Annotated in this window: 18 protein-coding genes; 9 read left to right on the top strand and 9 right to left on the bottom strand. The window is 66.3% G+C overall.

Features of this window, described 5'->3' with window-relative positions; genetic code table 11:
- Nucleotides 1-68: 68 nt before the first annotated feature.
- From J2X67_RS19320 to J2X67_RS19310, 3 genes are read right to left on the bottom strand one after another with little or no spacing between them, the layout of a single operon-like run.
- Nucleotides 69-725, bottom strand: coding sequence for an aspartate/glutamate racemase family protein (locus J2X67_RS19320; protein WP_309955437.1), 657 nt, complete (start codon nucleotides 723-725; stop codon nucleotides 69-71).
- A gap of 13 nt (nucleotides 726-738) precedes the next feature.
- On the bottom strand, nucleotides 739-1,653 hold the full coding sequence (locus J2X67_RS19315; RefSeq protein ID WP_309955434.1) for an amino acid ABC transporter substrate-binding protein: 915 nt from the start codon (nucleotides 1,651-1,653) through the stop codon (nucleotides 739-741).
- Between the two features lie 54 nt (nucleotides 1,654-1,707).
- Nucleotides 1,708-3,042, bottom strand: coding sequence for an aspartate aminotransferase family protein (locus J2X67_RS19310; RefSeq protein ID WP_309955430.1), 1,335 nt, complete (start codon nucleotides 3,040-3,042; stop codon nucleotides 1,708-1,710).
- 147 nt (nucleotides 3,043-3,189) lie between these two features.
- Here J2X67_RS19310 and J2X67_RS19305 point away from each other — a divergent pair, with 147 nt between their 5' ends.
- A complete protein-coding gene (locus tag J2X67_RS19305) occupies nucleotides 3,190-4,056 on the top strand; it encodes a MurR/RpiR family transcriptional regulator (protein WP_309955427.1) in 867 nt (288 codons plus the stop codon).
- 114 nt (nucleotides 4,057-4,170) lie between these two features.
- Nucleotides 4,171-4,536: an SPW repeat protein gene (locus J2X67_RS19300; RefSeq protein ID WP_309955424.1), complete on the top strand. Its 366-nt coding sequence runs from the start codon at nucleotides 4,171-4,173 to the stop codon at nucleotides 4,534-4,536.
- Between the two features lie 20 nt (nucleotides 4,537-4,556).
- Here the strand turns inward: J2X67_RS19300 and J2X67_RS19295 are convergent, their stop codons facing one another.
- The 4 genes from J2X67_RS19295 to J2X67_RS19280 are packed head-to-tail and all read right to left on the bottom strand — an operon-like array spanning nucleotide 4,557 to nucleotide 13,741.
- The gene (locus J2X67_RS19295; RefSeq protein ID WP_309955421.1) at nucleotides 4,557-5,999 is read right to left on the bottom strand and encodes an efflux transporter outer membrane subunit; all 1,443 of its coding nucleotides are present in this window, start codon (nucleotides 5,997-5,999) and stop codon (nucleotides 4,557-4,559) included.
- 8 nt (nucleotides 6,000-6,007) lie between these two features.
- Complete coding sequence (locus J2X67_RS19290; RefSeq protein WP_309955418.1) at nucleotides 6,008-9,250, bottom strand: efflux RND transporter permease subunit; 3,243 nt, start codon at nucleotides 9,248-9,250, stop codon at nucleotides 6,008-6,010.
- Nucleotides 9,247-12,354 carry an efflux RND transporter permease subunit gene (locus tag J2X67_RS19285; protein WP_309955415.1) on the bottom strand — a complete coding sequence of 1,036 codons (3,108 nt, stop codon included), beginning with the start codon at nucleotides 12,352-12,354 and terminating at the stop codon, nucleotides 9,247-9,249. Before J2X67_RS19285 ends, J2X67_RS19290 begins: the two co-directional genes overlap by 4 nt.
- A gap of 43 nt (nucleotides 12,355-12,397) precedes the next feature.
- A complete protein-coding gene (locus J2X67_RS19280) occupies nucleotides 12,398-13,741 on the bottom strand; it encodes an efflux RND transporter periplasmic adaptor subunit (protein WP_309955413.1) in 1,344 nt (447 codons plus the stop codon).
- A 225-nt stretch (nucleotides 13,742-13,966) separates the two neighbouring features.
- Here J2X67_RS19280 and J2X67_RS19275 point away from each other — a divergent pair, with 225 nt between their 5' ends.
- From J2X67_RS19275 to J2X67_RS19260, 4 genes are all read left to right on the top strand, one after another.
- Complete coding sequence (locus J2X67_RS19275; protein WP_309955411.1) at nucleotides 13,967-14,488, top strand: DUF6622 family protein; 522 nt, start codon at nucleotides 13,967-13,969, stop codon at nucleotides 14,486-14,488.
- A gap of 63 nt (nucleotides 14,489-14,551) precedes the next feature.
- Nucleotides 14,552-14,848, top strand: coding sequence for a 2TM domain-containing protein (locus tag J2X67_RS19270; protein WP_309955409.1), 297 nt, complete (start codon nucleotides 14,552-14,554; stop codon nucleotides 14,846-14,848).
- Complete coding sequence (locus J2X67_RS19265) at nucleotides 14,845-15,918, top strand: histidine kinase (RefSeq protein WP_309955407.1); 1,074 nt, start codon at nucleotides 14,845-14,847, stop codon at nucleotides 15,916-15,918. Before J2X67_RS19270 ends, J2X67_RS19265 begins: the two co-directional genes overlap by 4 nt.
- A complete protein-coding gene (locus tag J2X67_RS19260; protein ID WP_309955405.1) occupies nucleotides 15,915-16,769 on the top strand; it encodes a LytTR family DNA-binding domain-containing protein in 855 nt (284 codons plus the stop codon). Before J2X67_RS19265 ends, J2X67_RS19260 begins: the two co-directional genes overlap by 4 nt.
- A 92-nt stretch (nucleotides 16,770-16,861) precedes the next feature.
- Here the strand turns inward: J2X67_RS19260 and J2X67_RS19255 are convergent, their stop codons facing one another.
- Entirely contained in the window at nucleotides 16,862-17,206 is a 345-nt protein-coding gene (locus tag J2X67_RS19255) for a hypothetical protein (RefSeq protein WP_157614836.1), read from the bottom strand.
- A gap of 134 nt (nucleotides 17,207-17,340) precedes the next feature.
- Here J2X67_RS19255 and J2X67_RS19250 point away from each other — a divergent pair, with 134 nt between their 5' ends.
- The 3 genes from J2X67_RS19250 to J2X67_RS19240 are packed head-to-tail and all read left to right on the top strand — an operon-like array spanning nucleotide 17,341 to nucleotide 20,634.
- Complete coding sequence (locus J2X67_RS19250; RefSeq protein WP_309955403.1) at nucleotides 17,341-19,155, top strand: glutamine--tRNA ligase/YqeY domain fusion protein; 1,815 nt, start codon at nucleotides 17,341-17,343, stop codon at nucleotides 19,153-19,155.
- Entirely contained in the window at nucleotides 19,155-19,691 is a 537-nt protein-coding gene (locus J2X67_RS19245; protein ID WP_309955595.1) for a pseudouridine synthase, read from the top strand. Before J2X67_RS19250 ends, J2X67_RS19245 begins: the two co-directional genes overlap by 1 nt.
- A gap of 34 nt (nucleotides 19,692-19,725) precedes the next feature.
- The gene (locus J2X67_RS19240) at nucleotides 19,726-20,634 is read left to right on the top strand and encodes a peptidoglycan DD-metalloendopeptidase family protein (RefSeq protein WP_309955401.1); all 909 of its coding nucleotides are present in this window, start codon (nucleotides 19,726-19,728) and stop codon (nucleotides 20,632-20,634) included.
- 26 nt (nucleotides 20,635-20,660) lie between these two features.
- On the opposite strand, the gene J2X67_RS19235 is transcribed toward J2X67_RS19240, so the two are convergent.
- Nucleotides 20,661-21,596, bottom strand: coding sequence for a succinylglutamate desuccinylase/aspartoacylase family protein (locus tag J2X67_RS19235; protein ID WP_309955398.1), 936 nt, complete (start codon nucleotides 21,594-21,596; stop codon nucleotides 20,661-20,663).
- Nucleotides 21,597-21,636 lie beyond the last annotated feature (40 nt).

The following is a 21,636-nucleotide window of genomic DNA, read 5'->3' as shown; positions in this document are numbered from 1 at the left end:
AGCACCAATTATGGCGAGGCATCGAGTCAGGCCGGGTTCAGGCGGCCCCGTGCCGCCGCGGGCTTTTGTCAGCCGCCCTGACCGGAGCGCAGCCGCAGTGCCCTCACGGCGCTATCGACTGTGGTCAACACCGGCAAGCCGCTGGCCTGCTCGCAGGCGGCACGCGCACGCGCCATGCTGAACTGCGCCAGCGCAATGCGCGTACAGCCGCGCTCGCGCAGGGCTGCCGCCTGCTCGGCAATCAAGGCATCGTGGCGCGCCGCATCGCCGGCATTCAATGCATCGAGCGCGCCGGCGGCCAGCACGGGCTCCAGATCGATGCCCGGCGGAAACTCGGGCGGCATCGAAACCAATGTGGCTGCAAAGGTTGCGATAAGGCCGAGCCGCCCGCGCCCTTCGCCCTGCGCGGCCTCGGCCACCATCGCCTCGTTGGGCTTGAGCACCGGAATGCCCGCATGCCGCCGCGCCACCGCCTCGATGCATGGGCCGAAAGCCGAGCAGGTGAAGAGAATGCCTTGCGCACCGGTGTCGACCGCGTACTGCGCAAGCCGCTGAAAGCGCTCGTGCATTGCGGCGCCGAGGCCCTGGCCGCCACGAGCCAGGTCGGCCGAAAGGCTGTCGTCCAGCAGGTTCATGCGCACGGCCTCGGGCCAGTCGCGCTCGAAGGCGGCGTTGATGGGAGCAACCGAGTGCGAGAGCGCGTGAATCAGTGCGATGCGGGTCATGCGAGGGTAATCGTCAGATGCCCTTGGAAGACGGGTTGGCAAAGGCCTCTTTCGTCTCGGCATTGAGCGGGTAGTTGATGTTGATGCCCTTGGGCGGAATGGGCGACATGAACCACTTGTTGTAGAGCTTTTCCATCTCGCCCGACTTCATCATGCCCGACACCACGCGGTCCACCAGCGCCTTGAAGGCGGGGTCGTCCTTGCGGAACATGAGCGACTGGTTCTCGGTGCGCAGGCTTTCGCCGGTAATGACAAAGTCCTTCGGGTTGCGCGCATTCGCGAGCTGGCCCGCCAAGAGGATGTCGTCGAGCACAAAGGCCTGCGCCCTGCCGCTTTCCACCAGCAGGAAGGAATCGCTGTGGTCCTTGCCGCCCAGGTTGTTCACCTCGAGGTTGCGGCCCTTGTCGGCTTCGCGCAGCAGGCGGAACGAGGTGGTGCCGGTGGTGGTGACCACGGTCTTGCCCTGCAGGTCGGCAATGCTCCTGATGCCCGAATCGGCCTTGACCAGCATGCGCACGTTGTAGCGAAAGATGTCCGGCGAGAAGGCCACCTGCTTCTGCCGATCGACCAGGTTGGTGGTGGAGCCGCATTCGATGTCGACCGTGCCGTTCTGCACCAGCGGAATGCGGTTGGCCGAAGTCACCGCCTGGTACTTGATCTCTATGGCGGGCAGCTTCAGTTCGCTCTTCACTGCCTCGACGATGCGGTTGCAGATTTCGATGCTGTAGCCCACGGGTTTCAGGTTGCCGTCCAGGTACGAAAAGCCGAACGACGATTCTCGGTAGCCGAAGGTGATGGCACCGCTCGCCTTGATCCTGGCGAGCGTGTCGTTGTTGTCCTGGGCCTGCACGGCATGGGGCAACAGCAGGGCAAGAGCCGCCGCGAGGGCGGCAACACCGGGGGGAATCTGCAGACGAAGCTTGGGCATGAAAGCGCTCCTTGGAACGGGCTGGTTGAAAAACGAAGAAAGAAGGAGCTGCGGTCAGCGCGCGGCGGCGCTCGTCACGGCGTCGATGGAAGCCGCAAGGCGCGTTGCGATTTCCTGCAGGTCAGCATGCGTGGCAATGAAGGGCGGCGCGAGCAGAACATGGTCGCCTTGCCGGCCATCGACCGTGCCGCCAAAGGGGTAGCACAGCAGGCCCCGCGCCATGGCGTCTTTCTTGATGGCGGCGTTGATCGTCAGCGCCGGATCGAACGGCGCCTTGCTCGTGCGATCGGCCACGAGCTCGAGGCCCCAGAAGAAACCGCGGCCGCGAATGTCGCCGACATGCGGGTGGCCTCCGAGCGCGTCGGCCAGCATGGCGCCGAAGGCCGCGCCGTCCTCGCGAACCTTGGCCACCAGTCCTTCGCGGCGGATCACCTGCTGTACCGCGAGCGCCGCTGCGCAGGCCATCGGATGGCCGAGATAGGTGTGACCGTGCTGGAAGAAGCCGCTGCCCTTCGACATGGCATCGACGATCTTGCGCTGCGCCAGCACCGCGCCAACCGGCTGATAGCCGCCGCCCAGGCCCTTGGCGATGGTCATGAGGTCGGGCACAACACCCTCCTGCTCGCAGGCGTGCAGCGTGCCCGTTCGTCCCATGCCGCACATCACCTCGTCGAGGATGAGCAGCACGCCGTATTTGTCGCATACCGCGCGCACGGCCTTGAAGTAGCCCGGCACGGGGGTGAGCACGCCGGCCGTGGCGCCGCCCACCGTTTCGGCCACGAAGGCAATCACGCTGTCGGCGCCCTGCGCGAGGATGGCTGCCTCGAGCTCCGCCGCAAGGCGTTGGCCGTATTGCTCGGCGCTTTCTTCGGCAAGCTGCTCGCGGTACGGATAGCACGGCGCCACATGCGTGGCCGGCACCAGGATGGGTGCGAACGGTTCGCGCCGCCATGCATTGCCGCCCACTGCAAGCGCGCCCAGCGTGTTGCCGTGGTAGCTCTGCCGGCGCGCAATGAAGTGCGTGCGCTGCGGCTGGCCGATTTCGACGAAGTACTGCCGCGCCATCTTCAGCGCCGCCTCTACCGCCTCGGAGCCGCCGCTCACCAGGTACACATGGCTCATGCCTTCGGGCGCCGATGAAATCAGCTCGTCGGCCAGTTGCTCGGCCACTTCGCTGGTAAAGAAGCTGGTGTGGGCGTAGGCCAGCTTGTCGAGCTGCGCGTGCATGGCAGCCAGCACCTCGGGGTGCGCATGGCCGAGCGACGACACCGCCGCGCCGCCCGATGCGTCGAGGTATTCGCGCCCTTCGGCGTCGCGGATGAACATGCCGCTGGAGCCTGCGGCAACGGGCGGGCTCTGGCGAAGGTGGCGATGAAAGACGTGCGTCATGGTGGCGGACTGGCGGCAGATGGCGGATTCAGGTTTGGAACCAACGTTTCCGGCAGATTATTGTTTGGAACATTTGTTCCGTCAACTGTTGCGTGGATCGGTGTCCGGTACATTCGTTCCGACAACAGCAGCCAAAGAGACACCGCCATGGGCGCCAGAGACCAGATCCGCCAGCGTTTCAACGAACTGAGCCCCGCCTTGCAGCAGGTGGCGCGCTACGTGCTCGACCATCCGAACGAAGTCGTCACCACATCGATGCGCAACGTGGGCACGCGCGCGCAGAGCACGCCCGCCACGCTGGTGCGTTTTGCGCAGCACCTGGGTTATGCGGGCTGGCCGCAACTGAAGGAAGCTTTTGCCGGCGACATGGGCCTGGGCACCGAAACCTACGGCGGGCGCGCCAAGCAGCTCATCGGCCGCGCGCAGGACAGGAGCCTCACGGGCGAGATGTTCGAGGTGCAGCGCCGCAACCTTGAAGCCACGCACCAGCAGAGCGAGCAGGCGCTGCAAAAGGCTTGCGCATTGATCGAAAAAGCACCCACCGTGCATGCGGCGGGGTTCAGGGCGTGCTTTCCGATTGCGTTCTCGTTCGTCTATGTGTACCGGCTCTTTCGCGCCAGCGTGCACCTGGTCGACGGCCAGGGCGGCTCGCTCGAAATGCAGCAGCGTGCCTTTGCCAAGGGCGACGCGCTGGTGGTGGCCAGCTTCATGCCCTACTCGCGCGAGGCGCTGCAGGTGGCAGAGGCGGCCAAGGCGGCGGGCTGCCGTATCGTCGCCATTACCGACAGCGTGGCTTCGCCGCTGTCGCTGCTGGCGGACGAAACACTGCTCTTCACGATCAACAGCCCCTCGTTCTTTCCGTCCGTGGCGGCCGGCGTGGCGGTGACCGAAGCGCTGGTCGAACTGCTCGCAAGCCGCGCGGGCAAGCCTGTGATACGGCGTATCGACCAGGCGGAAGCGCAGCTGTTCGAATCGGGCGCCTACCTGGTGCCGCCGGTGGCGCGCGGCGGCTAGAAACCTAGGTGCGGGCAACCAATCGCATGCTGCAGCGCGGCAATGCGGAACCCGGCAAAAACCGGCTGGTCAAACACCAGTCGCCGCTTTGTGTTGCGACAGGAGGTAATGACCATGAAGCAAGTGAAACACTGGCAAGACCCGGTCAACATCGTTCTGGGTGTGTGGCTGATCGTCTCGCCCTGGGTCCTGGGTTTCCAGGACGTGACGCTGGCAATGTGGAGCACGGTAGCGACGGGTGTCGCACTGGGCGCCGTGGCGCTGGGGGCTACCCTGGTACCGCGCGCCTGGGAAGAGTGGACCGAAGGCGCGCTTGCCATCTGGCTGGCCGTGTCACCGTGGGTGCTCGGCTTTGCCACTGCCGAGAACGCGATGGTCAACGCCGTGCTCGTCTCCGCGGCAATCCTGGTGCTCGCGCTCTGGGTGCTTGTGACCGACAAGGACTACCTTGGCGGAGCGATGGACCGTCACGCGCACTGAAGGCACGTTGACCGCGTCGACTACGTTGCCCCAGCCTGCCAGCCGCCGCCGAGGGCCTGGATGAGCGCCACCGCGGCGGTCTGGCGATTTACAAGCAACTGCACCAGCGTGCGGCGTGCATTCAACGCGGCCGCCTGCGCGGTGACCACCTCGGTGTAGCTGACCTGGCCCGCGCGGTAGCGGTTGAGCAACTGCTGCTCGGTCTTGTCGGCCGCGGCAGAGGCTTCGCGCCGCAGGCCCTCTTGCTGGGCCAGCGCGGCACCGGCGGTCAACTGGTCTTCCACGGACTGGAAGGCGGTGAGCACCGTTTGCCGGTAGCGCGCCACGCTGGCTTCGTGGCCCGCGTTGGCCGAGTCGACACTTGCACCGATGGCGCCCGCATCGAACACCACCTGCGCCACCGAAAGGCCGAGCGCCCATAGCGTGTTGGATGCGTTGAACAGGTCTTTTACGCGGCTTGCGTTGCCGCCCACAGAAGCGCTGAGCCCAAAGTTGGGAAAGTACGCAGAACGCGCAATGCCGATCTGCGCATTGGCGGCTGCCACCGCGCGCTCGGCCGCCGCAATGTCGGGCCGGCGCTGCAGCAGCGTCGATGGCACCCCGGTCGGAATGCCGGGCACCGTGGGCGTCCACTGCGCAGCGGGCAGGTTGAAGTCTGCAGGTGCCACGCCTACGAGCATGGCAATTGCGTGCTCCAGCGTGGCGCGGGTGCGTTGCAGCCCCACGCGTTCCGCCTGTGCGCTCACCAGCTGGGTCTGCGCCTGCAGCACATCGGTCTGCGCGGCAATGCCGGCCTTGTAGCGGTTGCTGGTGATGTCGAAGGCGCGCTGGTAGCCCTCGATGGTCTGGTCGAGCAGCACGATTTCGGCATCGGTTTCGCGCAGCGAGAAGTAGTTGGTGGCCAGGTCGCCAATGGCCGAAAGGCGCGCCGAAGCAAGATCGGCCTCGCTGGCCTCTGCATTGGCCTGCGCGCTGCTCACGGCTTGGCGCAGCCGGCCCCACACGTCGGGCGCCCAGTCGACACCCAGCGTTGCGGCAAAGGTGCTGGTTGCGTTGCTGGTGCTGCCGGTGTTGCCGCTTCGCCTGCCGCTGCCGTCGAGCGACACCGTTGGAAACAGCGCGGCGCGTTCTCCGCGCACCAGTGCCTGGGCTTGCGCGTAGTTGGCCACTGCCGCGGCAATGTTCTGGTTGGACACCTGCACGCGGGCGGCCAGGTCGTCGAGCGTCGCGTCGCCGAAAAGCTTCCACCATTCGCCGCGGTCGAGCGCATCGGCCGGGGCGGCGGGCAGCCAGCCTTCGGCGGTCTTTTGCTCTTTCCAGCCGGCGGGCGCGGCCGAGGTGGGCACTTGGTAGGCGGGGCCTACGGCGCAGCCGGCCACCATGGCGGCCAACACCAGTGCGGACAGCCTGCCGGGCAGATTCAAGTGAATGCGTTGTCGGTGTTTCATGGCAGGTTCGTTCATTCTTCTGTTCAAGTCGCCGAGCTTGCCGCGCGGCTCAGGTGCCGCTCGTTGCCGGAACGGCGACGCAGCTTGTCGAGCAGCACGTAGACCACGGGCGTTGTCAGCAGCGTGAGCAGCTGGCTCGCCACAAGGCCGCCGATGATTGCCACGCCCAGCGGCTGGCGCAGCTCGGAACCCTGGCCGAAGCCGATGGCCAGCGGCAGCGCGCCAAGTGCGGCGGCCAGCGTGGTCATCAGAATCGGCCGGAAGCGCAGCAGGCATGCCTCGCGCACCGCTTCCACAGCCGAGATGCCGCGCGCACGCTCGGCCTCGAGCGCAAAGTCGATGATCAGGATCGCGTTCTTCTTGACGATGCCGATCAGGAGAAAGAGCCCGATCAACGCGATGATCGAAAACTCCATGCGGAACAGCAGCAACGCCAGCACCGCGCCCACGCCTGCGGAAGGCAGCGTGGTGAGCACGGTAATCGGGTGGATCAGGCTTTCGTAGAGCACGCCCAGCACGATGTAGATGACCACGATGGCCGCCACGATCAGCGCCAGTTGCTGCCCCTGCGATTGCTGCGCCGCGAGCGCCGTGCCCTGGAAGCTGCCGCGCACGTTCACCGGCATGGCAATGTCCGCCTCGGCCTGCGCAACGATGCGCCGCGCCTCTTGCAGCGGTACGCCCTCGCCCAGGTTGAACGACACGGTGCTCGCAAGTTCGGTGTCCTGGTGGTCGATGGAGCTTGGCACCGCCCGCTCGCTCACCTTGGCAATGGCAGAGAGCGGCACCATGAGGGTGGTGTTGGCCGCCAGCGCCTGGCCGGTGGAGGCGGTGCGCAGCCCCGGGTTGGCCGACGTGGTGGTCGATGTGCCGGTGCTTGCGTCGGTGGTGTTGGCCAGCGAACTCACGGCGGTGGCACCGCTTGCGGTGGTGCTGGTGGTAAGCGTCGAAGGCACGTACAGGTCTTTCAGCACCACGGGGGCGCGCTGATAGCGCGGCGCCCACTCCATGATCACCGAATATTGGTTGAGCTCGTCGTAGATGGTGGCAACCGAGCGCTGGCCGTAGGCGTTGTAGAGCGCGTTGTCGACCGCGCTCGAAGTCACGCCCAGCCGCGCGGCGCTTTCGCGGTCGACCTCTACAAAGGTTTCGACGCCGTTGTCGGCCTGGTCGCTGTCCACGTCGGTGAGCGCGGTTTCCTGGCGCAGCCGGTCGGCCAGCTTTGCGGTCCAGGTGCGCAGGTCGGCAAGGTTGTCGCCCTTCAGCGTGTACTGGTAGGTCGAATTGCTCGATCGCCCACCCATGCGAAGGTCTTGCACCGGGCTCAGGAACACGCGCAGGCCGGTCAGCTGGTTGAGCTGCGGCCGCAGCCGGTTGACGACCGCGGCGGTCTTTTCGGTGCGCTGCGAAAGCGGCTTGAGGTTGACGAACATGAAGCCGCCGCCCGAGCGGCTGCCGCCGGCAAAGCCCACCACGGTATCGACGGCCGGGTCCTTGTGGATGATGTCGACCGCCTGGCGCAGCTTTTCGCTCAGCGCCACGGACGAAATGCTCTGGTCGGCGCGCAGGCCCGCATTCAGCTGGCCGTTGTCCTGTTCAGGGAAGTAGCCCTTGGGAATGGCGGAGAACAAATACACGTTGAGCCCCACCACGGCCAGCAGCACCACCATGACCACGGCCTTGCTTGCAAGCGCCCAGTCCAGGCTGTGGGCATAGGTGCGCAGGCTCCACTGGTACACGCCTTCGGACATGCGCGCCAAGCGCCCCGGCGGCTTGGCGTCGGGCCGCTCGGGCTTGAGCAGCATGGCGCAGAGCATGGGCGTGGTGGTGAGCGATATGACCAGCGAGATCAGCACCGACACCGACAGCGTGACCGCGAACTCGCGGAACAGCCGGCCGATCTGCCCGTCCATGAACAGCAGCGGAATGAACACCGCCACCAGCGAGAGGCTGATCGACAGCACGGTAAAGCCCACCTCGCGCGCACCGCGCAGGGCAGCCTCCACGCGGCCCATGCCGGCTTCGATGTGGCGGCTGGTGTTTTCGAGCACCACGATGGCGTCGTCCACCACGAAACCGGTCGCCACCGTGAGCGCCATCAGGCTCAGGTTGTTGAGGCTGTAGCCCAGCAAGTGCATCACGCCGAAGGTGCCGAGCAGGGACACCACCGTGGCCACCGCCGGAATGATGGTGGCGCGCGCCTTGCGCAAGAAAAGGCCGACCACCAGCACCACCAGCGCAATCGAGATCATGAGGGTGGCCTCGATCTCGCGCAGCGATGCACGAATGGAGTTGGTGCGGTCGGAGGCCACCTGCACCTCGATGTCTTGCGGCAGCTGTGCGCGAAGCTCGGGCAGCAGTTCGCGCAGACCATCCACCGTTTCGATGATGTTGGCGCCGGGCTCCTGCGTGACAAGCACGATCACCGCAGGCTGGCCGTTGAAGAGACCCAGCGTGCGCGTGTTCTCCACGCTGTCGATCACCCGCGCCACGTCGCCCAGGCGCACGGCCGAACCGTTGCGCCAGGCAATGACCATGTCGCGGTATTCCACCGCGTGGCGGCCCGGCGATGGCGTGTAGATCTGCAGCCTGCGGTCGTCGTTCTCGATGGCGCCTTTGGGCCGGTTGGCATTGTTGGCCTGGATGGCGGCCCGCACGTCTTCGCTGCTGATGCCGAAGCGGTTGAGCGAGAAGGGTTCGAGCTCGACCCGCACCGCGGGCAGCGAGCCCCCGCCGATCTCGACCTCGCCCACGCCTTCCACCTGCGAGAGCTTCTGGCTCACGATGTTGGACACGGCCTCGTAGATCTGCCCCGGGGTGCGCGTCTTCGAGGTGAGCGCCAGGATGGCAATGGGCGCGGCCGTCGGGTTGCGCTTGCGGTAGGTGGGGTTGCTGCGCAGCGTGGCCGGCAGGTCGGCCCGCGCCGCATTGATGGCCGCCTGAACCTCGCGTGCGGCACTGTCGATGTTGCGCTTCAGGTCGAACTGCAGGCTGATGCGGGTCGAGCCGTTCGAGCTGGTCGATGTGAGCTCGTTGACGCCCGCAATCACGCCAAGCCGCCTTTCCAGCGGCGTTGCAACGCTCGAAGCCATGGTGCTCGGGCTCGCGCCCGCAAGGCTCGCGGTTACCGAGATGGTCGGAAAGTCGACCTGCGGCAACGGGGACACAGGCAGCACGAAGAACGCCGCAATGCCGGCCAGTGCGATGCCGATGGTCAGCAAGACCGTGGCAATCGGGCGTTCGACGAAAGGCCTGGAGAGGTTCATTCGGCCACAACCTCCGGCTTGCGCCCGAAGCGCCGGCCCATGCGGTCGAAAGCCAGGTACACCACCGGCGTGGTGAAGAGCGTGAGCACCTGGCTCACCACCAGGCCGCCGAAGATGGCCAGGCCCAGCGGCCGGCGCAGCTCGGCGCCCTCGCCCCAGCCGAACATCAGCGGCAGCGCAGCAAAAAGCGCCGCCAGCGTGGTCATCAAGATGGGCCTGAAGCGCAGCAGCGCCGCCTGGTGAATGGCCTCGCGGGGCGATTTGCCCTCGCGCCGCTCGGCGTCGATTGCAAAGTCGATCATCATGATGGCGTTCTTCTTCACGATGCCGATCAACAAGATGATGCCGATGATGCCGATCACGCCCAGGTCGTTGCCCGTAACCATCAAGGCGAGCAACGCGCCCACGCCAGCCGAGGGCAGCGTCGAGAGAATCGTGAGCGGATGGATGTAGCTTTCATACAGCACGCCCAGCACGATGTACACGCACACCACCGCCGCCAGAATGAGCCACAGCTGGTTGGAAAGCGATTTTTCGTAGGCGCCCGCCGCCCCCAGAAAGCTCATGGTCATGCTCGCCGGCATGCCGATTTCTTTTGCCGCCGCGCGAATGGCCGCCACCGACTTGCCGAGCGCCACGTTCTCGGCCGTGTCGAAGCCCACCGTGGCGGCGGGGTACTGCGCCACGTGGGTTACCTGCAGCGGTGCAGACTGCTCGCGCACCGTGGCAATCGACGACAGCGTGGTCGGTGCGCCGCTGCCGGTGCGCAACTGCAGGTTGCCCAAGAGCTGCGGCGAGGCCAGTGCTTCGCGCTGCGCTTCCAGGATCACGCGGTACTGGTTGGTTTCGGTGAAGATGGTCGAGACGATGCGCTGGCCGAACGCGCTGTACAGCGTGTCGTCCACCGAACTGGCCGTGACCGAGAGGCGCGAGGCCGTGTTGCGGTCGATGTCGACATAGGCGGCCAGGCCCTTGGCGCCCGCGTTGGTGGTGGGGTTGCGCACCAGCGGTTCGGAGCGCAGGCGCTCCACCAGCTTTTGCGCCCAGGTATCCACTGTGTTGGTGTCCACCCCTTCGAGCGAGACGCGGAATTCGGTCGGGCCGGTTTCGGCGTCGATGGTCAGGTCTTGCGTGGGCTGCAGGTACAGCGTAACGCCGGCCACGGCGCGCACCCGCTCCCGCAGGCGCTCCATGGTGTCTTCCTGGTTGCCCCGGTCGGCCTTCATGTTGATGAGCATGCTGCCGGTGTTCAGCGCCGTGTTGTTGGCCGCATCCACACCCACCACCGAGCTCACGCTGGCCACTTCCGGGTCGGCCAGGATGGCGTTGGCGGCTTGCTGCTGCAGCTCGGACATGCGCGTGTACGACACGTCTTGCGCGGCTTCGATGCGCGCCTGCAGCTGGCCGGTGTCCTGCGTGGGGAAGAGCCCCTTCGGAATCACCATGTAGAGCAGCACCGTGAGCGCCAGCGTGGCCACCGCCACGACAAGCGTCAGCGGCTGGTGGCGCAGCACCCATTGCAGCCACACGTCGTAGCGGCCGATCACGCGGTCGAAGAAGCGCTGCACGCTCGCGCCGAAGCGCCCGCCCTCCTCGGCCTGCGGCTTGAGCCAGCGCGCCGACATCATCGGCACCAGCGTGAGCGACACCACCGCGGAGATCAGGATGGTGATGGCCAGCGTCACGGCGAACTCGCGGAAGAGCCGGCCCACCACGTCGCCCATGAACAGGAGCGGAATCAGCACCGCAATGAGCGACACCGTGAGCGAGATGATGGTGAAGCCGATTTGCGTTGCGCCCTTGAGCGCGGCCTTGAATGGCGGATCACCCTCTTCGAGGTAGCGCGCGATGTTCTCGATCATCACGATCGCGTCGTCCACCACGAAGCCGGTGGCAATGGTCAACGCCATCAGGCTCAGGTTGTTGAGGCTGTAGCCCAGCAGGTACATCAGCCCGCAGGTGCCGATGAGCGAAATTGGCACCGCAAGGCTGGCAATGACGGTTGCGCGCACGCTGTGCAAAAAGAAGAAGATCACCAGCACCACCATCACCACGGCCAGCCCAAGCTCGAGCTGCACGTGCGAGACCGAGGCGCGGATGCCGGTGGTGCGGTCGCTCAGCACCTCTACCTTCAGCGAGCCCGGCAACGAGGCCTCGAGTTCGGGCAGTTGCTTCCTGATGGCATCGACCGTGCCGATCACGTTGGCGCCGGGCTGGCGCTGCACGTTCAGGATGATGGCCGGGTACAGCACCGGTTCCCGCTCGGCCACGCGCAACGCGGCCCATGCGCCCAGCTGCGTGTTCTCGGCACCGTCGACCACGCGCGCCACGTCGGTCATGCGCACCGGCGCGCCGTTCTTCCAGGCAACGATGAGGTTCTTGTAGTCGTCCGCCGTCACGAGCTGGTCGTTGGCGTTGATGGTGTAGGCCCGCCGCGGTCCGTCGAAGCTGCCCTTGGCGCTATTGGCGTTGGCCGCGGTAATGGCGCTGCGCAGCGTGTCCAGCCCAATGCCTACCGATGCGAGCGCGTTGGTGTCGGCCTGGATGCGCACCGCAGGGCGTTGCCCACCCGAAAGCGACACCAGCCCCACGCCGCTCACCTGGCTGATCTTCTGCGCGAGCCGCGTGTTCACGAGGTTCTGCACCTCGGTGAGCGGCATGGTCTGGGAGCTGACCGCCAGCGTGAGTATGGGTGCGTCGGCCGGGTTCACCTTGGCGTACACGGGCGGCGCGGGCAAGTCGGCCGGCAGCAGCGAGCCGCCGGCATTGATGGCGGCCTGCACCTGCTGCTCGGCCACGTCCAGTGTCTGGTCGAGCGCGAACTGCAGCGTGACGATCGACACCCCCGCCGAGCTCACCGAGCTCATGCGGTTGAGTCCGGCCATCTGGCCGAACTGGCGCTCCAGCGGAGCCGTGACGGTGCGGCTCATGACCTCGGGGCTGGCGCCCGGGTAGAGAGTCTGCACCTGGATGGTGGGGTAGTCGACCTGGGGAAGTGCGGCCAGCGGCAGCAGCCGCAGGCCCACGAAGCCGGCCAGCACAATGGCCACCATCAGCAGCGCGGTGGCCACTGGCCGTTCGATAAAAGGGCGTGAGGGGCTCATCGCGAACGCGCTCGCTTGTTCCGTGTGTTGTTGCCGATGCTCGTCATTGCGGCGGACGCTGGCGCCGCCGCTCTCCACCGCCCTCGCCGCGCTCTCCACGCTCGCCGCGCGGGCCCGATGCCCCGCCGCGAGGCCCCGAGGCCCCGCCGCGCGGGCCGGCCGCGGGGCGGTCGCCCTGCAGCTGCACGACCGCGCCGTCCTTGATGCGGTCGCCGCCTTCGGTCACCACGTTCTCGCCCGCCTTCAGGCCCGAGGCAATGGCCACCACTTCGACATTTGCCTCGCCGCGCTTCACCTGGCGCATGGAAACGGTGCGGTCCTGGTTGATGACATACACGTAGTCGCCATTGGGCCCGGTGCGCACTGCCGTAACCGGCACCACCACCGCGCGCACCTTGCGCAGCAGCATCTGCACGTTGACGAACTGGCTCGGGAACAGCGTGGTCTGCGCGTTGCCGAAGCGGGCCTTGGCCTTGACCGTGCCGGTGGTGGTGTCGACCACGTTGTCGAGCGTGGAAAAGGTGCCCGTGTCGAGCGTTGCCGCGCGGGTGCGGTCGAAGGCGGTAACCGGCAGCGGCTCGCCCTTGGCAAGCTGCGCCTGGATGTCGGGCACGCGGTCTTGCGGCACCGAAAACTGCACGTCGATCGGGTTCATCTGCGTGATGACGGCGATGCCCGTGGTTGCGTTGGCGGTAACGGTATTGCCCGCATCCACCGCCCGCAGGCCGATGCGACCGGCCACGGGCGCGGTAATGCGGGTGTAGTCGAGGTTGAGCTTGGCGGCCGCTTCGGCAGCCAGGTCGGTGGTGACCGTGCCTTCGAGCTGCCGGACCAGCGCGGCCTGGGTGTCCACGTCTTGCCGGGCGATGGAGTCTTGCGTCAGCAAGGTGCGGTAGCGGGCGAGCGTGACGCGCGCAGCCTCCAGTTGCGCCTCGTCGCGCTGGCGCGTGCCGCGGGCCTGCATCAGCGCCTGCTCGTAGGGCCGGGGGTCGATGCGCGCAAGCAGCTGGTTCCTGGCAACGGTCTGCCCTTCGGTAAACAGCACCTCGGTAAGAACACCGCCCACCTGCGCCCTGAGCGTGATGGTTGCCAGCGGCGTGACCGTTCCGAGCGCGTCGATGGTCACCGGCAGCTCGATCTCGCGCGCCACCGCGTTGCCCACCGTGACCGTGGCCCCGCCAAAGCCCGGCCCGCCGGCGGTGCTGCTCTTGCGGTTGATGAGGTACCAGGCGCCGCCTCCCAGCGCCAGCAGCAACAGCAGCGCAATGAGGCTGCCAAGCCACAGCCGGCGGCGCGAAGGCGGCCGGGGCGGTGGAGACGAGGCTGGGTGTACCGGTTGAACAGCAGGCGAATCGCCGGAAGAAGGCTCGGAGTTCGGTGATTCCATGTGTGGTGAGGCAGTGCGCAAGTACGGCCGCTAGTGGAGCGCTGGATCGTAGCGCTCCTGTCTTATGAACCGTAAAGCACCGGTAAAGCTTCTGAAAACACCACGTTTCGCGCCGCTTGGCTGCGTTCCGCGCCGCCGGCCCGCATTTCGTCGCACAGGCGTGGTGCGGGCGGGGGTGCGCCGGCAAAGTCCGCCCATCGAATCATCTTTAACCGGAGAAACACCATGCTGCTGCAGATCATTCTTCACACCCCAAAGTGGGTCTTTGCCGTTTTCGTGCTGCTCCTGTGGCTCGGCTGCAAGCAGCTGCTGGGGGGCAGCGTCAGCCTGGCCAAGGTCACGGTGATGCCCATTGCCATGACCGGCCTCTCGCTGGCGGGCGTGATCTCGGCCTTTGGCGATTCGCCGGGCGCCATGCTCGGCTGGGCCGTGGCAGCGGCGGCGCTGGTGTTGCTGGTGCTTCAGCAGCCCCTGCCTTCCACCACGCGCTACGACCGTGCCGCACGCGAATTTCATGTGGCGGGCAGCGCCGTGCCGCTGGTGCTGATGATGGGTATTTTCTTCACCAAGTACGTCGTGGGCGTGGCCCTGGCCATGCACCCCGAACTGCGCCAGCAGGCCGCCTTCGCGGTGGGGGTTCCCATGCTGTACGGCGCCTTCAGCGGCATTTTTGCGGCGCGGGCCGTGCGGCTTTGGCGCCTGGCCATCCGCACCGGCGCCATGGCCGTGGAAGCCCGCGCGGCCTAAGATCGCCAGCCGATTCATCGACTGCATCAGGACATTCGAACCATTGTTTATCGGAGAACCGTCGTGAACCACACACAAGCCCACCCTTCCGCCCCCGACATCGAAAAGCGCGCCCGCCGCCGCGCCGGCGCCAAGATGGGCTGGTACATCCATGCCTTCGTCTATGTGCTGGTCAACCTTGGGCTGGTGGCGCTCTCCGCCTCACGTGGCCATGGGTGGGCGGTGTATCCGCTCATGGGCTGGGGCCTGGGCCTGCTGAGTCACGGTGCCGTCGTCTGGTTCATTGCGCCGGGAGGCGGTTTTTATGACCGGCTGGTAGAGCGTGAACGGCAAGCCCTGCGCGCCGGAGAGCGCGGATGAGTGTTGGCGCGCTCCCCCGTTTTCGCGCGGAGAACATCCGCAGCATGCTCAGGCATGGGCTGATCACGGTGGCCTTCTGCTGCTTCATAGCGGCGGCGCTGGCCATCACCCAGCACGGGGATTGGGGCGCGCAGATGGTGTATTCGCTGTCGATCGGGCTGATCAGCTGGCTCTTCATCGACGTGGGCCGGCTGCTGATCAGCGGACACCGCGAAATTCTCTGGCCGACCGGCCCCTGGGGCTATCTGCTGGTTGTGGCCGGCGTGCTGGCCGGCTTTTTCGGGGGCAATGCAATTGGCGACGCATGGACCGACCAGCCCTTGCTCAATTTCAGCAGCTTCGAGGAGCGCAGGCTTGCCACCACCATCATCATCACGGTGACGGCCACCATCTGCATGTGCTTCTTTTTCTACAGCCTGGGGCGCAGCAAGTACATGCGCAGCCAGATCGAGCAGGCGCAGCGCAACGCCACCGAGGCGCGGCTCAAGCTGCTCGAAGCACAACTCGAACCGCACATGCTGTTCAACACGCTGGCCAACCTGCGCGTGCTGATCACCATCGATCCGCCCCGCGCAGTGGCCATGCTCGACCGCCTGAACAACTATCTGCGCATGACGCTCAGCGGCTCGCGCGCACTCTCGCATCCGCTGTCTGCCGAGTTCGAACGGCTTGCCGACTACCTCGAGCTGATGTCCGTTCGCATGGGCGAGCGCCTGCACTACACGCTAGACCTGCCCGCCGACCTGCGCGGCACACCGGTGCCGCCGTTGCTGTTGCAGCCGCTGGTTGAAAACAGCATTCGCCATGGGCTGGAGCCCAAGGTCGAGGGCGGCAAGATAGCAGTGCGCGCAAGGCAGGACGCAGGCCGGCTGGTCATTGAAGTGAGCGACACCGGCGTCGGCGTCGATGCAACCCTGCCCGCGCAATCCGGAGGCAGCGGCTTCGGGCTCGAACAGGTTCGCGAACGGCTTGCCACCGTGTATGGCGACCAGGGCCGCATGAGCCTGGCCGCCGTGCCCTCGGGCGGCACCTGCGCCACACTCAGCTTTCCGATGCCACCACACGCATGAACCCGACCGCACTCATCGCCGAAGACGAGCCCCTGCTCGCTCAGGCCCTCAAGGCCGAACTGGCCGCGGCATGGCCCGAACTGCAGGTGCTTGCCATTGCAGGAGACGGCCGCAGCGCCGTGCGCGAGGCGCTGCGGCTGCTGCCACAAGTGCTGTTCTTCGACATCCGCATGCCCGGCCTCGACGGCCTGGGTGCCGCGGCCGAGCTGGCCGACCGCTGGCCCACCGACGAAGCGCCCATGCCGCAGCTGGTCTTTGTGACCGCCTATGACGAATACGCCGCCCGCGCCTTCGAGACGCAGGCAATCGACTACGTGCTCAAGCCCGTGCAACCCGAGCGCCTGCGCAAGACCGCGATGCGGCTCCAGCAGGCGTTGGCCTCTCAGCCGCAGCATGCAAAGCCGGCCGCGGCAGACGAGGCACTGGAGAGAACCCTTGCGCAATGGCGCCAGCTGCTGGATGCGGCCGGCGCAGGCGCGGGCGCCGCAAATGGCGGATCGGCAGCGCAGGCCGCTACCGCGCCGCTGAAGATGATTGCCGCCAGTGAAGCCGGCGGCGCCACCGTGCGCATGGTTACCATCGATCAGGTGCTGTACTTCGAGGCGGCCGACAAATACATCCGCGTGCTGACCGCCACGCACGAATACCTGATTCGCACGCCGCTCAAGCAACTGCTGACGCAGCTAGACCCCGAGATCTTCTGGCAGGTGCACCGGGCCGTGGTGGTGCGCAGCGAGGCCATCGAGGCGGTGCACCGCGACGAGGCCGGCAAGCTGCACCTCGACCTGAAGGGCCGGCCCGAGAAAATTCCGGTCAGCCGCCTTTACGGCCATCTCTTTCGCGCCATGTGAAATCGATAGTCAAGCACGCATAAAAAAAGCCGGCCCCTTCAGGAGCCGGCTTTTTTTGAGTTTTGCGAATCGCGCCTTGAGAGCGCTACCGCTTAGCGCCAGTGGCGATGGCCGTGGCCATAGCCGCGGTAGTAGCCACGCGGTGCGTAATACGCCGGGGGTGCGTAGTACACCGGGGCCGGGCGGTAATAGACCGGCGGCGGCGGACGGTAGTACACCGGGGGCGGCGGTGCGTAATACACCGGTGCCGGGGCGGCGTAGACCGGGGCCGGGTAGTAGGCCGGAGCGCCAACGCCCACGGACACGCCTGGCAGACCCACGCCCACCGACCAGCTCACGTCACCGCGGGCACTGGCCGAAGTGGCCGCAAACAAGGCGCCGGCTGCCACGACACCCGCGGCGGCCCATTTGAAGAAGGTTGAACGTGTGAGGCTCATGATGTTTGAACTCCTGGTTGGGGCGTTTCCGCCCATGTAGGTATTGAACGCGCCAAATGCAAAGCGGTTGCCCGCCCTAATGTGAAGAACGTTGCCAAACGTAACCGGCAGGGGGTGCCCTCTAGAATGCCGCAATGACCTCCCCGACCGATAAAGACAGCGCGAAAACGGCCGCTGCACCGAGTAATTTCTTGCGCCACGTGATCGAAACCGACCTTGCGCAGGGTGCGTATTCTGGCCGCAAGTGGGGTGGCTCGCCCGGCGACGCCGCCCATCATGCCCAGGGCATGGCCGATCCGGCCAAGGTTCGCATGCGTTTTCCGCCCGAGCCCAACGGTTACCTTCACATCGGCCACGCCAAGAGCATCTGGCTCAACTTCGAGCTGGCCAAGGAATACGGCGGCGTGTGCCACCTGCGCTTCGACGACACCAACCCCGAGAAGGAAGAGCAGGAATACGTCGATTCCATCCGCGATGCGGTGAAGTGGCTCGGCTACGAAACCTACCTGGCAGACCGCCCCAGCGCCCCGGGCACCCTGCAGCCGCACGAGTATTTTGCAAGCGACTACTTCGACTTCATGTACCGCGCCGCCGAATACCTGATTGGTGCCGGCCTGGCCTATGTGGACGAACAAAGCGCCGAAGAAATCCGCGCCAACCGCGGCGACTTCAACACGCCCGGCACCGACAGCCCCTTCCGCAACCGCAGCGTTGAAGAAAACCTTGCCCGCTTCCGCGCCATGCGAGACGGCCAGTTGCCCGACGGCGCCGCAATCCTGCGCGCCAGGATCGACATGGCAAGCCCCAACATCAACATGCGCGACCCCGCGCTGTATCGCATACGGCGCGCAACGCACCACAACACCGGCGACAAGTGGTGCATCTACCCGATGTATACCTTTGCGCACCCTATCGAAGACGCACTGGAGCAGATCACCCACTCCATCTGCACGCTGGAGTTCGAAGACCAGCGCCCCTTCTACGACTGGCTGCTCGACCGCCTTGCCGAAGGCGGCCTTATCGCCAGCCCGCATCCGCGCCAGTATGAATTTGCGCGCCTCAACGTCACCCACGTGCTCACCAGCAAGCGCAAGCTGCGCCAGCTGGTCGAAGAAAAGCACGTCGACGGCTGGGACGACCCGCGCATGCCCACGCTGGCGGGCCTGCGCCGCCGCGGCTACACGCCCGAGGCGCTGCGCCTGTTCTGCGAACGCAGCGGCACCACCAAGTCCGGCGGCTGGATTGACTACGCCAGCCTGGAAGCCGCGCTGCGCGACACCCTCGACCCCATCGCCCCGCGCGCCATGGCCGTGCTCGACCCTGTGAAGCTGGTCATTACCAACTGGGGCGAACTCATGGGCGGCGACGACTTTCTGGACGACTGCTCCGCCCCCGTGCACCCGCACCACCCCGAAATGGGCAAGCGCGAGTTCAAGCTGGGCCGCGAGGTGTGGATCGAGCGCACCGACTACGAGGAAGTGCAGCCCAAGGGCTTCTTCCGCCTGTTCCCGGGCAACAAGGTGCGCCTCAAATACGGCCACGTCATCGAATGCACCGGCGGCACCAAGGACGCGAGCGGCAAGCTCGTTGAAGTGCAGGCCACCCTCGTGCCCGACACCAAGAGCGGTACGCCCGGTGCGGACGCCATCAAGGTGAAGGGCAACATCACCTGGGTGGCTGCCGCCGATGCGGTGCAGGCCGAGGTGCGCCTGTACGAGCGGCTCTTTGCTGCGGCCAACCCGGGCAGCGGCGAGCTGTTGGACGAGCTGAACAAGGCCAGCCTCGAAGCTTGCACGGCTTACGTGGAGCCTTCGTTGGCCAAGGCCGAGCCCGGCGTGGGCATCCAGTTCGAGCGGCATGGCTACTTTGTGCGCGATGCCAAGGCGGGCGCCGAAGGCAAGCCGGTGTTCAATCGCGCCGCAGGCATGCGGGACAGCTGGGGCAAGTAATTCCGTCTCGCCTCATCCGCTTCAACAAGCCCTACGGCGTGCTCAGCCAGTTCACGCCCGAGGGCCGCTGGCGCGGGCTGAAAGACTTCATCGATATTCCCGGCGTCTACGTCGCCGGGCGCCTCGATGCAGACAGCGAAGGCCTGCTGCTTCTCACCGATGACGGCCAGCTCCAGGCGCGCATTGCCGATCCGCGCTTCAAGATGGAGAAGACCTATTGGGTGCAGGTAGAAGGCGTGCCCACTGAAGAAGCGCTCACTGCATTGCGTGAAGGCGTGCAGCTCAACGACGGCCTCACGCGACCGGCCCGTGCGCGTCTGCTCGACCAGCCGCCCGACGTGTGGGCGCGGCAACCGCCCATCAGGGAGCGCAAGAGCATTCCCACCGCGTGGCTGGAACTGGCAATCAGCGAAGGCCGCAATCGCCAGGTGCGGCGCATGACGGCCGCTGTGGGGCTGCCCACCCTGCGCCTGATTCGCGCTGCCATCGGGCCGCATTCGCTCGACGGATTGGCGCCCGGCACCTGGCTGGGTTAGCGCGGCGGCACACATTTAATCCATTCGATTCCGTATGCACAGCAACCGACTCCACTTCTCCGAACCCGTCTTGCCCGCTTTGAATCGCCGCCACGCATTGCTCGGCACGCTGGGCCTGCTGGCACTGCCTGCCACGCACGCCACAGCTGCGCCGCCTGCAAAGCCCAAGCAAAAGCGCCCTGATGTGTGGCCGCATGCGTCCCAGGTCCCGGGCGGCGTCGCGCGCCTGTCGCTTGGCCCGAATGCCAAACGGCCGACCGCCTTTTCAGGCGACGTGCCGCTGCTTGTGCTGGGCGACGCCATCGAATGGACGGCGCTCGTGGGCATTCCGCTTGCCGCCACGCCGGGCGACGCAAGCATTGTTGTGCGCCCCGAAAGCGGCGCTGAAAAGCAGGTTGCCTACACCGTGGAGGCCAAGCAGTACCGCGAGCAGCGCCTGACAGTGCCGCCGCGCACCGTCGACCTCTCGCCCGAAGACGAGGCGCGCTACGAGCGCGAACGCGCCCACCTTGCCACAGTGATGGCCACTCTCACAGACCTGCGGCCCGACGCCTCGCTGCAGATGCGCGTTCCCGTGCCGGGCCGCCGCTCCAGCTCGTTCGGCCTGCGCCGCGTGTTCAACGGCCAGTCGCGCAATCCGCACAGCGGCATGGACATCGCAGCCGGCACCGGCACGCCCGTGCTGGCACCGCTGCCGGGGCGAGTGATCGATACCGGCGACTACTTCTTCAACGGCGGCACCGTGTGGCTCGACCACGGCGGCGGCCTGCTGACGATGTATTGCCACCTGAGCCGAGTCGACGTGAAGGTGGGCGATGTGTTGAAGACCGGCGAGCAGCTAGCTGCTGTGGGCGCCACCGGACGCGTGACGGGGCCGCATCTGCATTGGTCTGTGATGTTGAACCGGACGATGGTGGATCCGGCGCTGTTCATTGCGGCTTGAGACGACGCGACGGCGGTGACGAGTCCTCAAATGGGCTTCGTCAAATAAACCGCCTCGCGCCCCACGATCACGCGCTGTGCGGGCATGAAGATCGTGCACTCATCGCAAGGCGCGCGAATCTCATCCGGGCCGTTGGTCGCAATCAACTCGCCCTTGGCAAAAGTCTCGAAGCCGATCAATGGCCGCACGAACGCAAACTCTTCGGACTTGATGATGTGCGTCTGCAGCAGCTCGAAGCGGCGTTGCGGCCCGGGCGCGGGCACGGCCGGGTCTTTCTCGATGAGGCCGAAGTGCGCCAGAAAGTCGAGCGAGATGGCGGTGGCCAGCTCTGAGGCGGAGTGCAGAAAGTGCTGGCCGCATTCGGCTACCAGCGCAACGCCCTTGCCTTCGGGCAGTCCATGGCGGCCATGCTGGATCAGCGGCGTGCCCGAGCCCAGGCCGTCGGGCATGACCAGGTGCACCGAAGGGCGGCCGATGGCCAGTGCCGCTTCGGCGTTGCGGTCATAGGCGGGGTAGACCCAGAACGGGACTACCGGCTGGCTGGTGGAGTGAATGTCCAGAATGTGGTCGGCCGCGCTCACCACCGGGCGCAGTACGCGGGCGCGGCGCAGTTCGGGGCTGTCTTCGGTGCCGTCGAGCCATTCGGGCGACCAGATGCGGTTGAGGTTGTGCACCAGTTGCCGGCTGTCGAAGGGCAGCGCCTCGTTGAACGATTCGTACGCTTCCACGTTGGCAAAGCTCACGGTGAGTGTGCCGATCTTCGGGCGCACATTGGTGTCGAGCAGATGCGTGGCGGCAGTCATGCCGCAGATTTCGTTGCCGTGCGTGAGCGCATTGATCAGCACGTGCGGCCCGGGCTTGCCCGATTCGAAGCGGTGCACGTAATCGATGCCGATGTTGCCCTTGCGGTACGCGGAGATGTCGCGGGGGAGGACTTCGAGGGCGGGAGGCGTTTGGGTCATTGGCTGTGTGAATATTCAAGCGGAGGGGTCGGGCGAGTTT

Source organism: Variovorax sp. 3319, from assembly GCF_031456585.1.
Classification (GTDB): domain Bacteria; phylum Pseudomonadota; class Gammaproteobacteria; order Burkholderiales; family Burkholderiaceae_C; genus Variovorax; species Variovorax paradoxus_P.
This window is presented reverse-complemented; position numbering and strand designations above follow the sequence as displayed.

Excerpts from the sequence above, each read along its gene's own strand:
- J2X67_RS19320 (WP_309955437.1), bottom strand. The coding sequence starts at position 725 with ATGACCCGCATCGCACTGATTCACGCGCTCTCGCACTCGGTTGCTCCC.
- J2X67_RS19315 (WP_309955434.1), bottom strand. The coding sequence starts at position 1,653 with ATGCCCAAGCTTCGTCTGCAGATTCCCCCCGGTGTTGCCGCCCTCGCG.
- J2X67_RS19310 (WP_309955430.1), bottom strand. The coding sequence starts at position 3,042 with ATGACGCACGTCTTTCATCGCCACCTTCGCCAGAGCCCGCCCGTTGCC.
- J2X67_RS19305 (WP_309955427.1), top strand. The coding sequence starts at position 3,190 with ATGGGCGCCAGAGACCAGATCCGCCAGCGTTTCAACGAACTGAGCCCC.
- J2X67_RS19300 (WP_309955424.1), top strand. The coding sequence starts at position 4,171 with ATGAAGCAAGTGAAACACTGGCAAGACCCGGTCAACATCGTTCTGGGT.
- J2X67_RS19295 (WP_309955421.1), bottom strand. The coding sequence starts at position 5,999 with ATGAACGAACCTGCCATGAAACACCGACAACGCATTCACTTGAATCTG.
- J2X67_RS19290 (WP_309955418.1), bottom strand. The coding sequence starts at position 9,250 with ATGAACCTCTCCAGGCCTTTCGTCGAACGCCCGATTGCCACGGTCTTG.
- J2X67_RS19285 (WP_309955415.1), bottom strand. The coding sequence starts at position 12,354 with ATGAGCCCCTCACGCCCTTTTATCGAACGGCCAGTGGCCACCGCGCTG.
- J2X67_RS19280 (WP_309955413.1), bottom strand. The coding sequence starts at position 13,741 with ATGGAATCACCGAACTCCGAGCCTTCTTCCGGCGATTCGCCTGCTGTT.
- J2X67_RS19275 (WP_309955411.1), top strand. The coding sequence starts at position 13,967 with ATGCTGCTGCAGATCATTCTTCACACCCCAAAGTGGGTCTTTGCCGTT.
- J2X67_RS19265 (WP_309955407.1), top strand. The coding sequence starts at position 14,845 with ATGAGTGTTGGCGCGCTCCCCCGTTTTCGCGCGGAGAACATCCGCAGC.
- J2X67_RS19260 (WP_309955405.1), top strand. The coding sequence starts at position 15,915 with ATGAACCCGACCGCACTCATCGCCGAAGACGAGCCCCTGCTCGCTCAG.
- J2X67_RS19255 (WP_157614836.1), bottom strand. The coding sequence starts at position 17,206 with ATGAGCCTCACACGTTCAACCTTCTTCAAATGGGCCGCCGCGGGTGTC.
- J2X67_RS19250 (WP_309955403.1), top strand. The coding sequence starts at position 17,341 with ATGACCTCCCCGACCGATAAAGACAGCGCGAAAACGGCCGCTGCACCG.
- J2X67_RS19240 (WP_309955401.1), top strand. The coding sequence starts at position 19,726 with ATGCACAGCAACCGACTCCACTTCTCCGAACCCGTCTTGCCCGCTTTG.
- J2X67_RS19235 (WP_309955398.1), bottom strand. The coding sequence starts at position 21,596 with ATGACCCAAACGCCTCCCGCCCTCGAAGTCCTCCCCCGCGACATCTCC.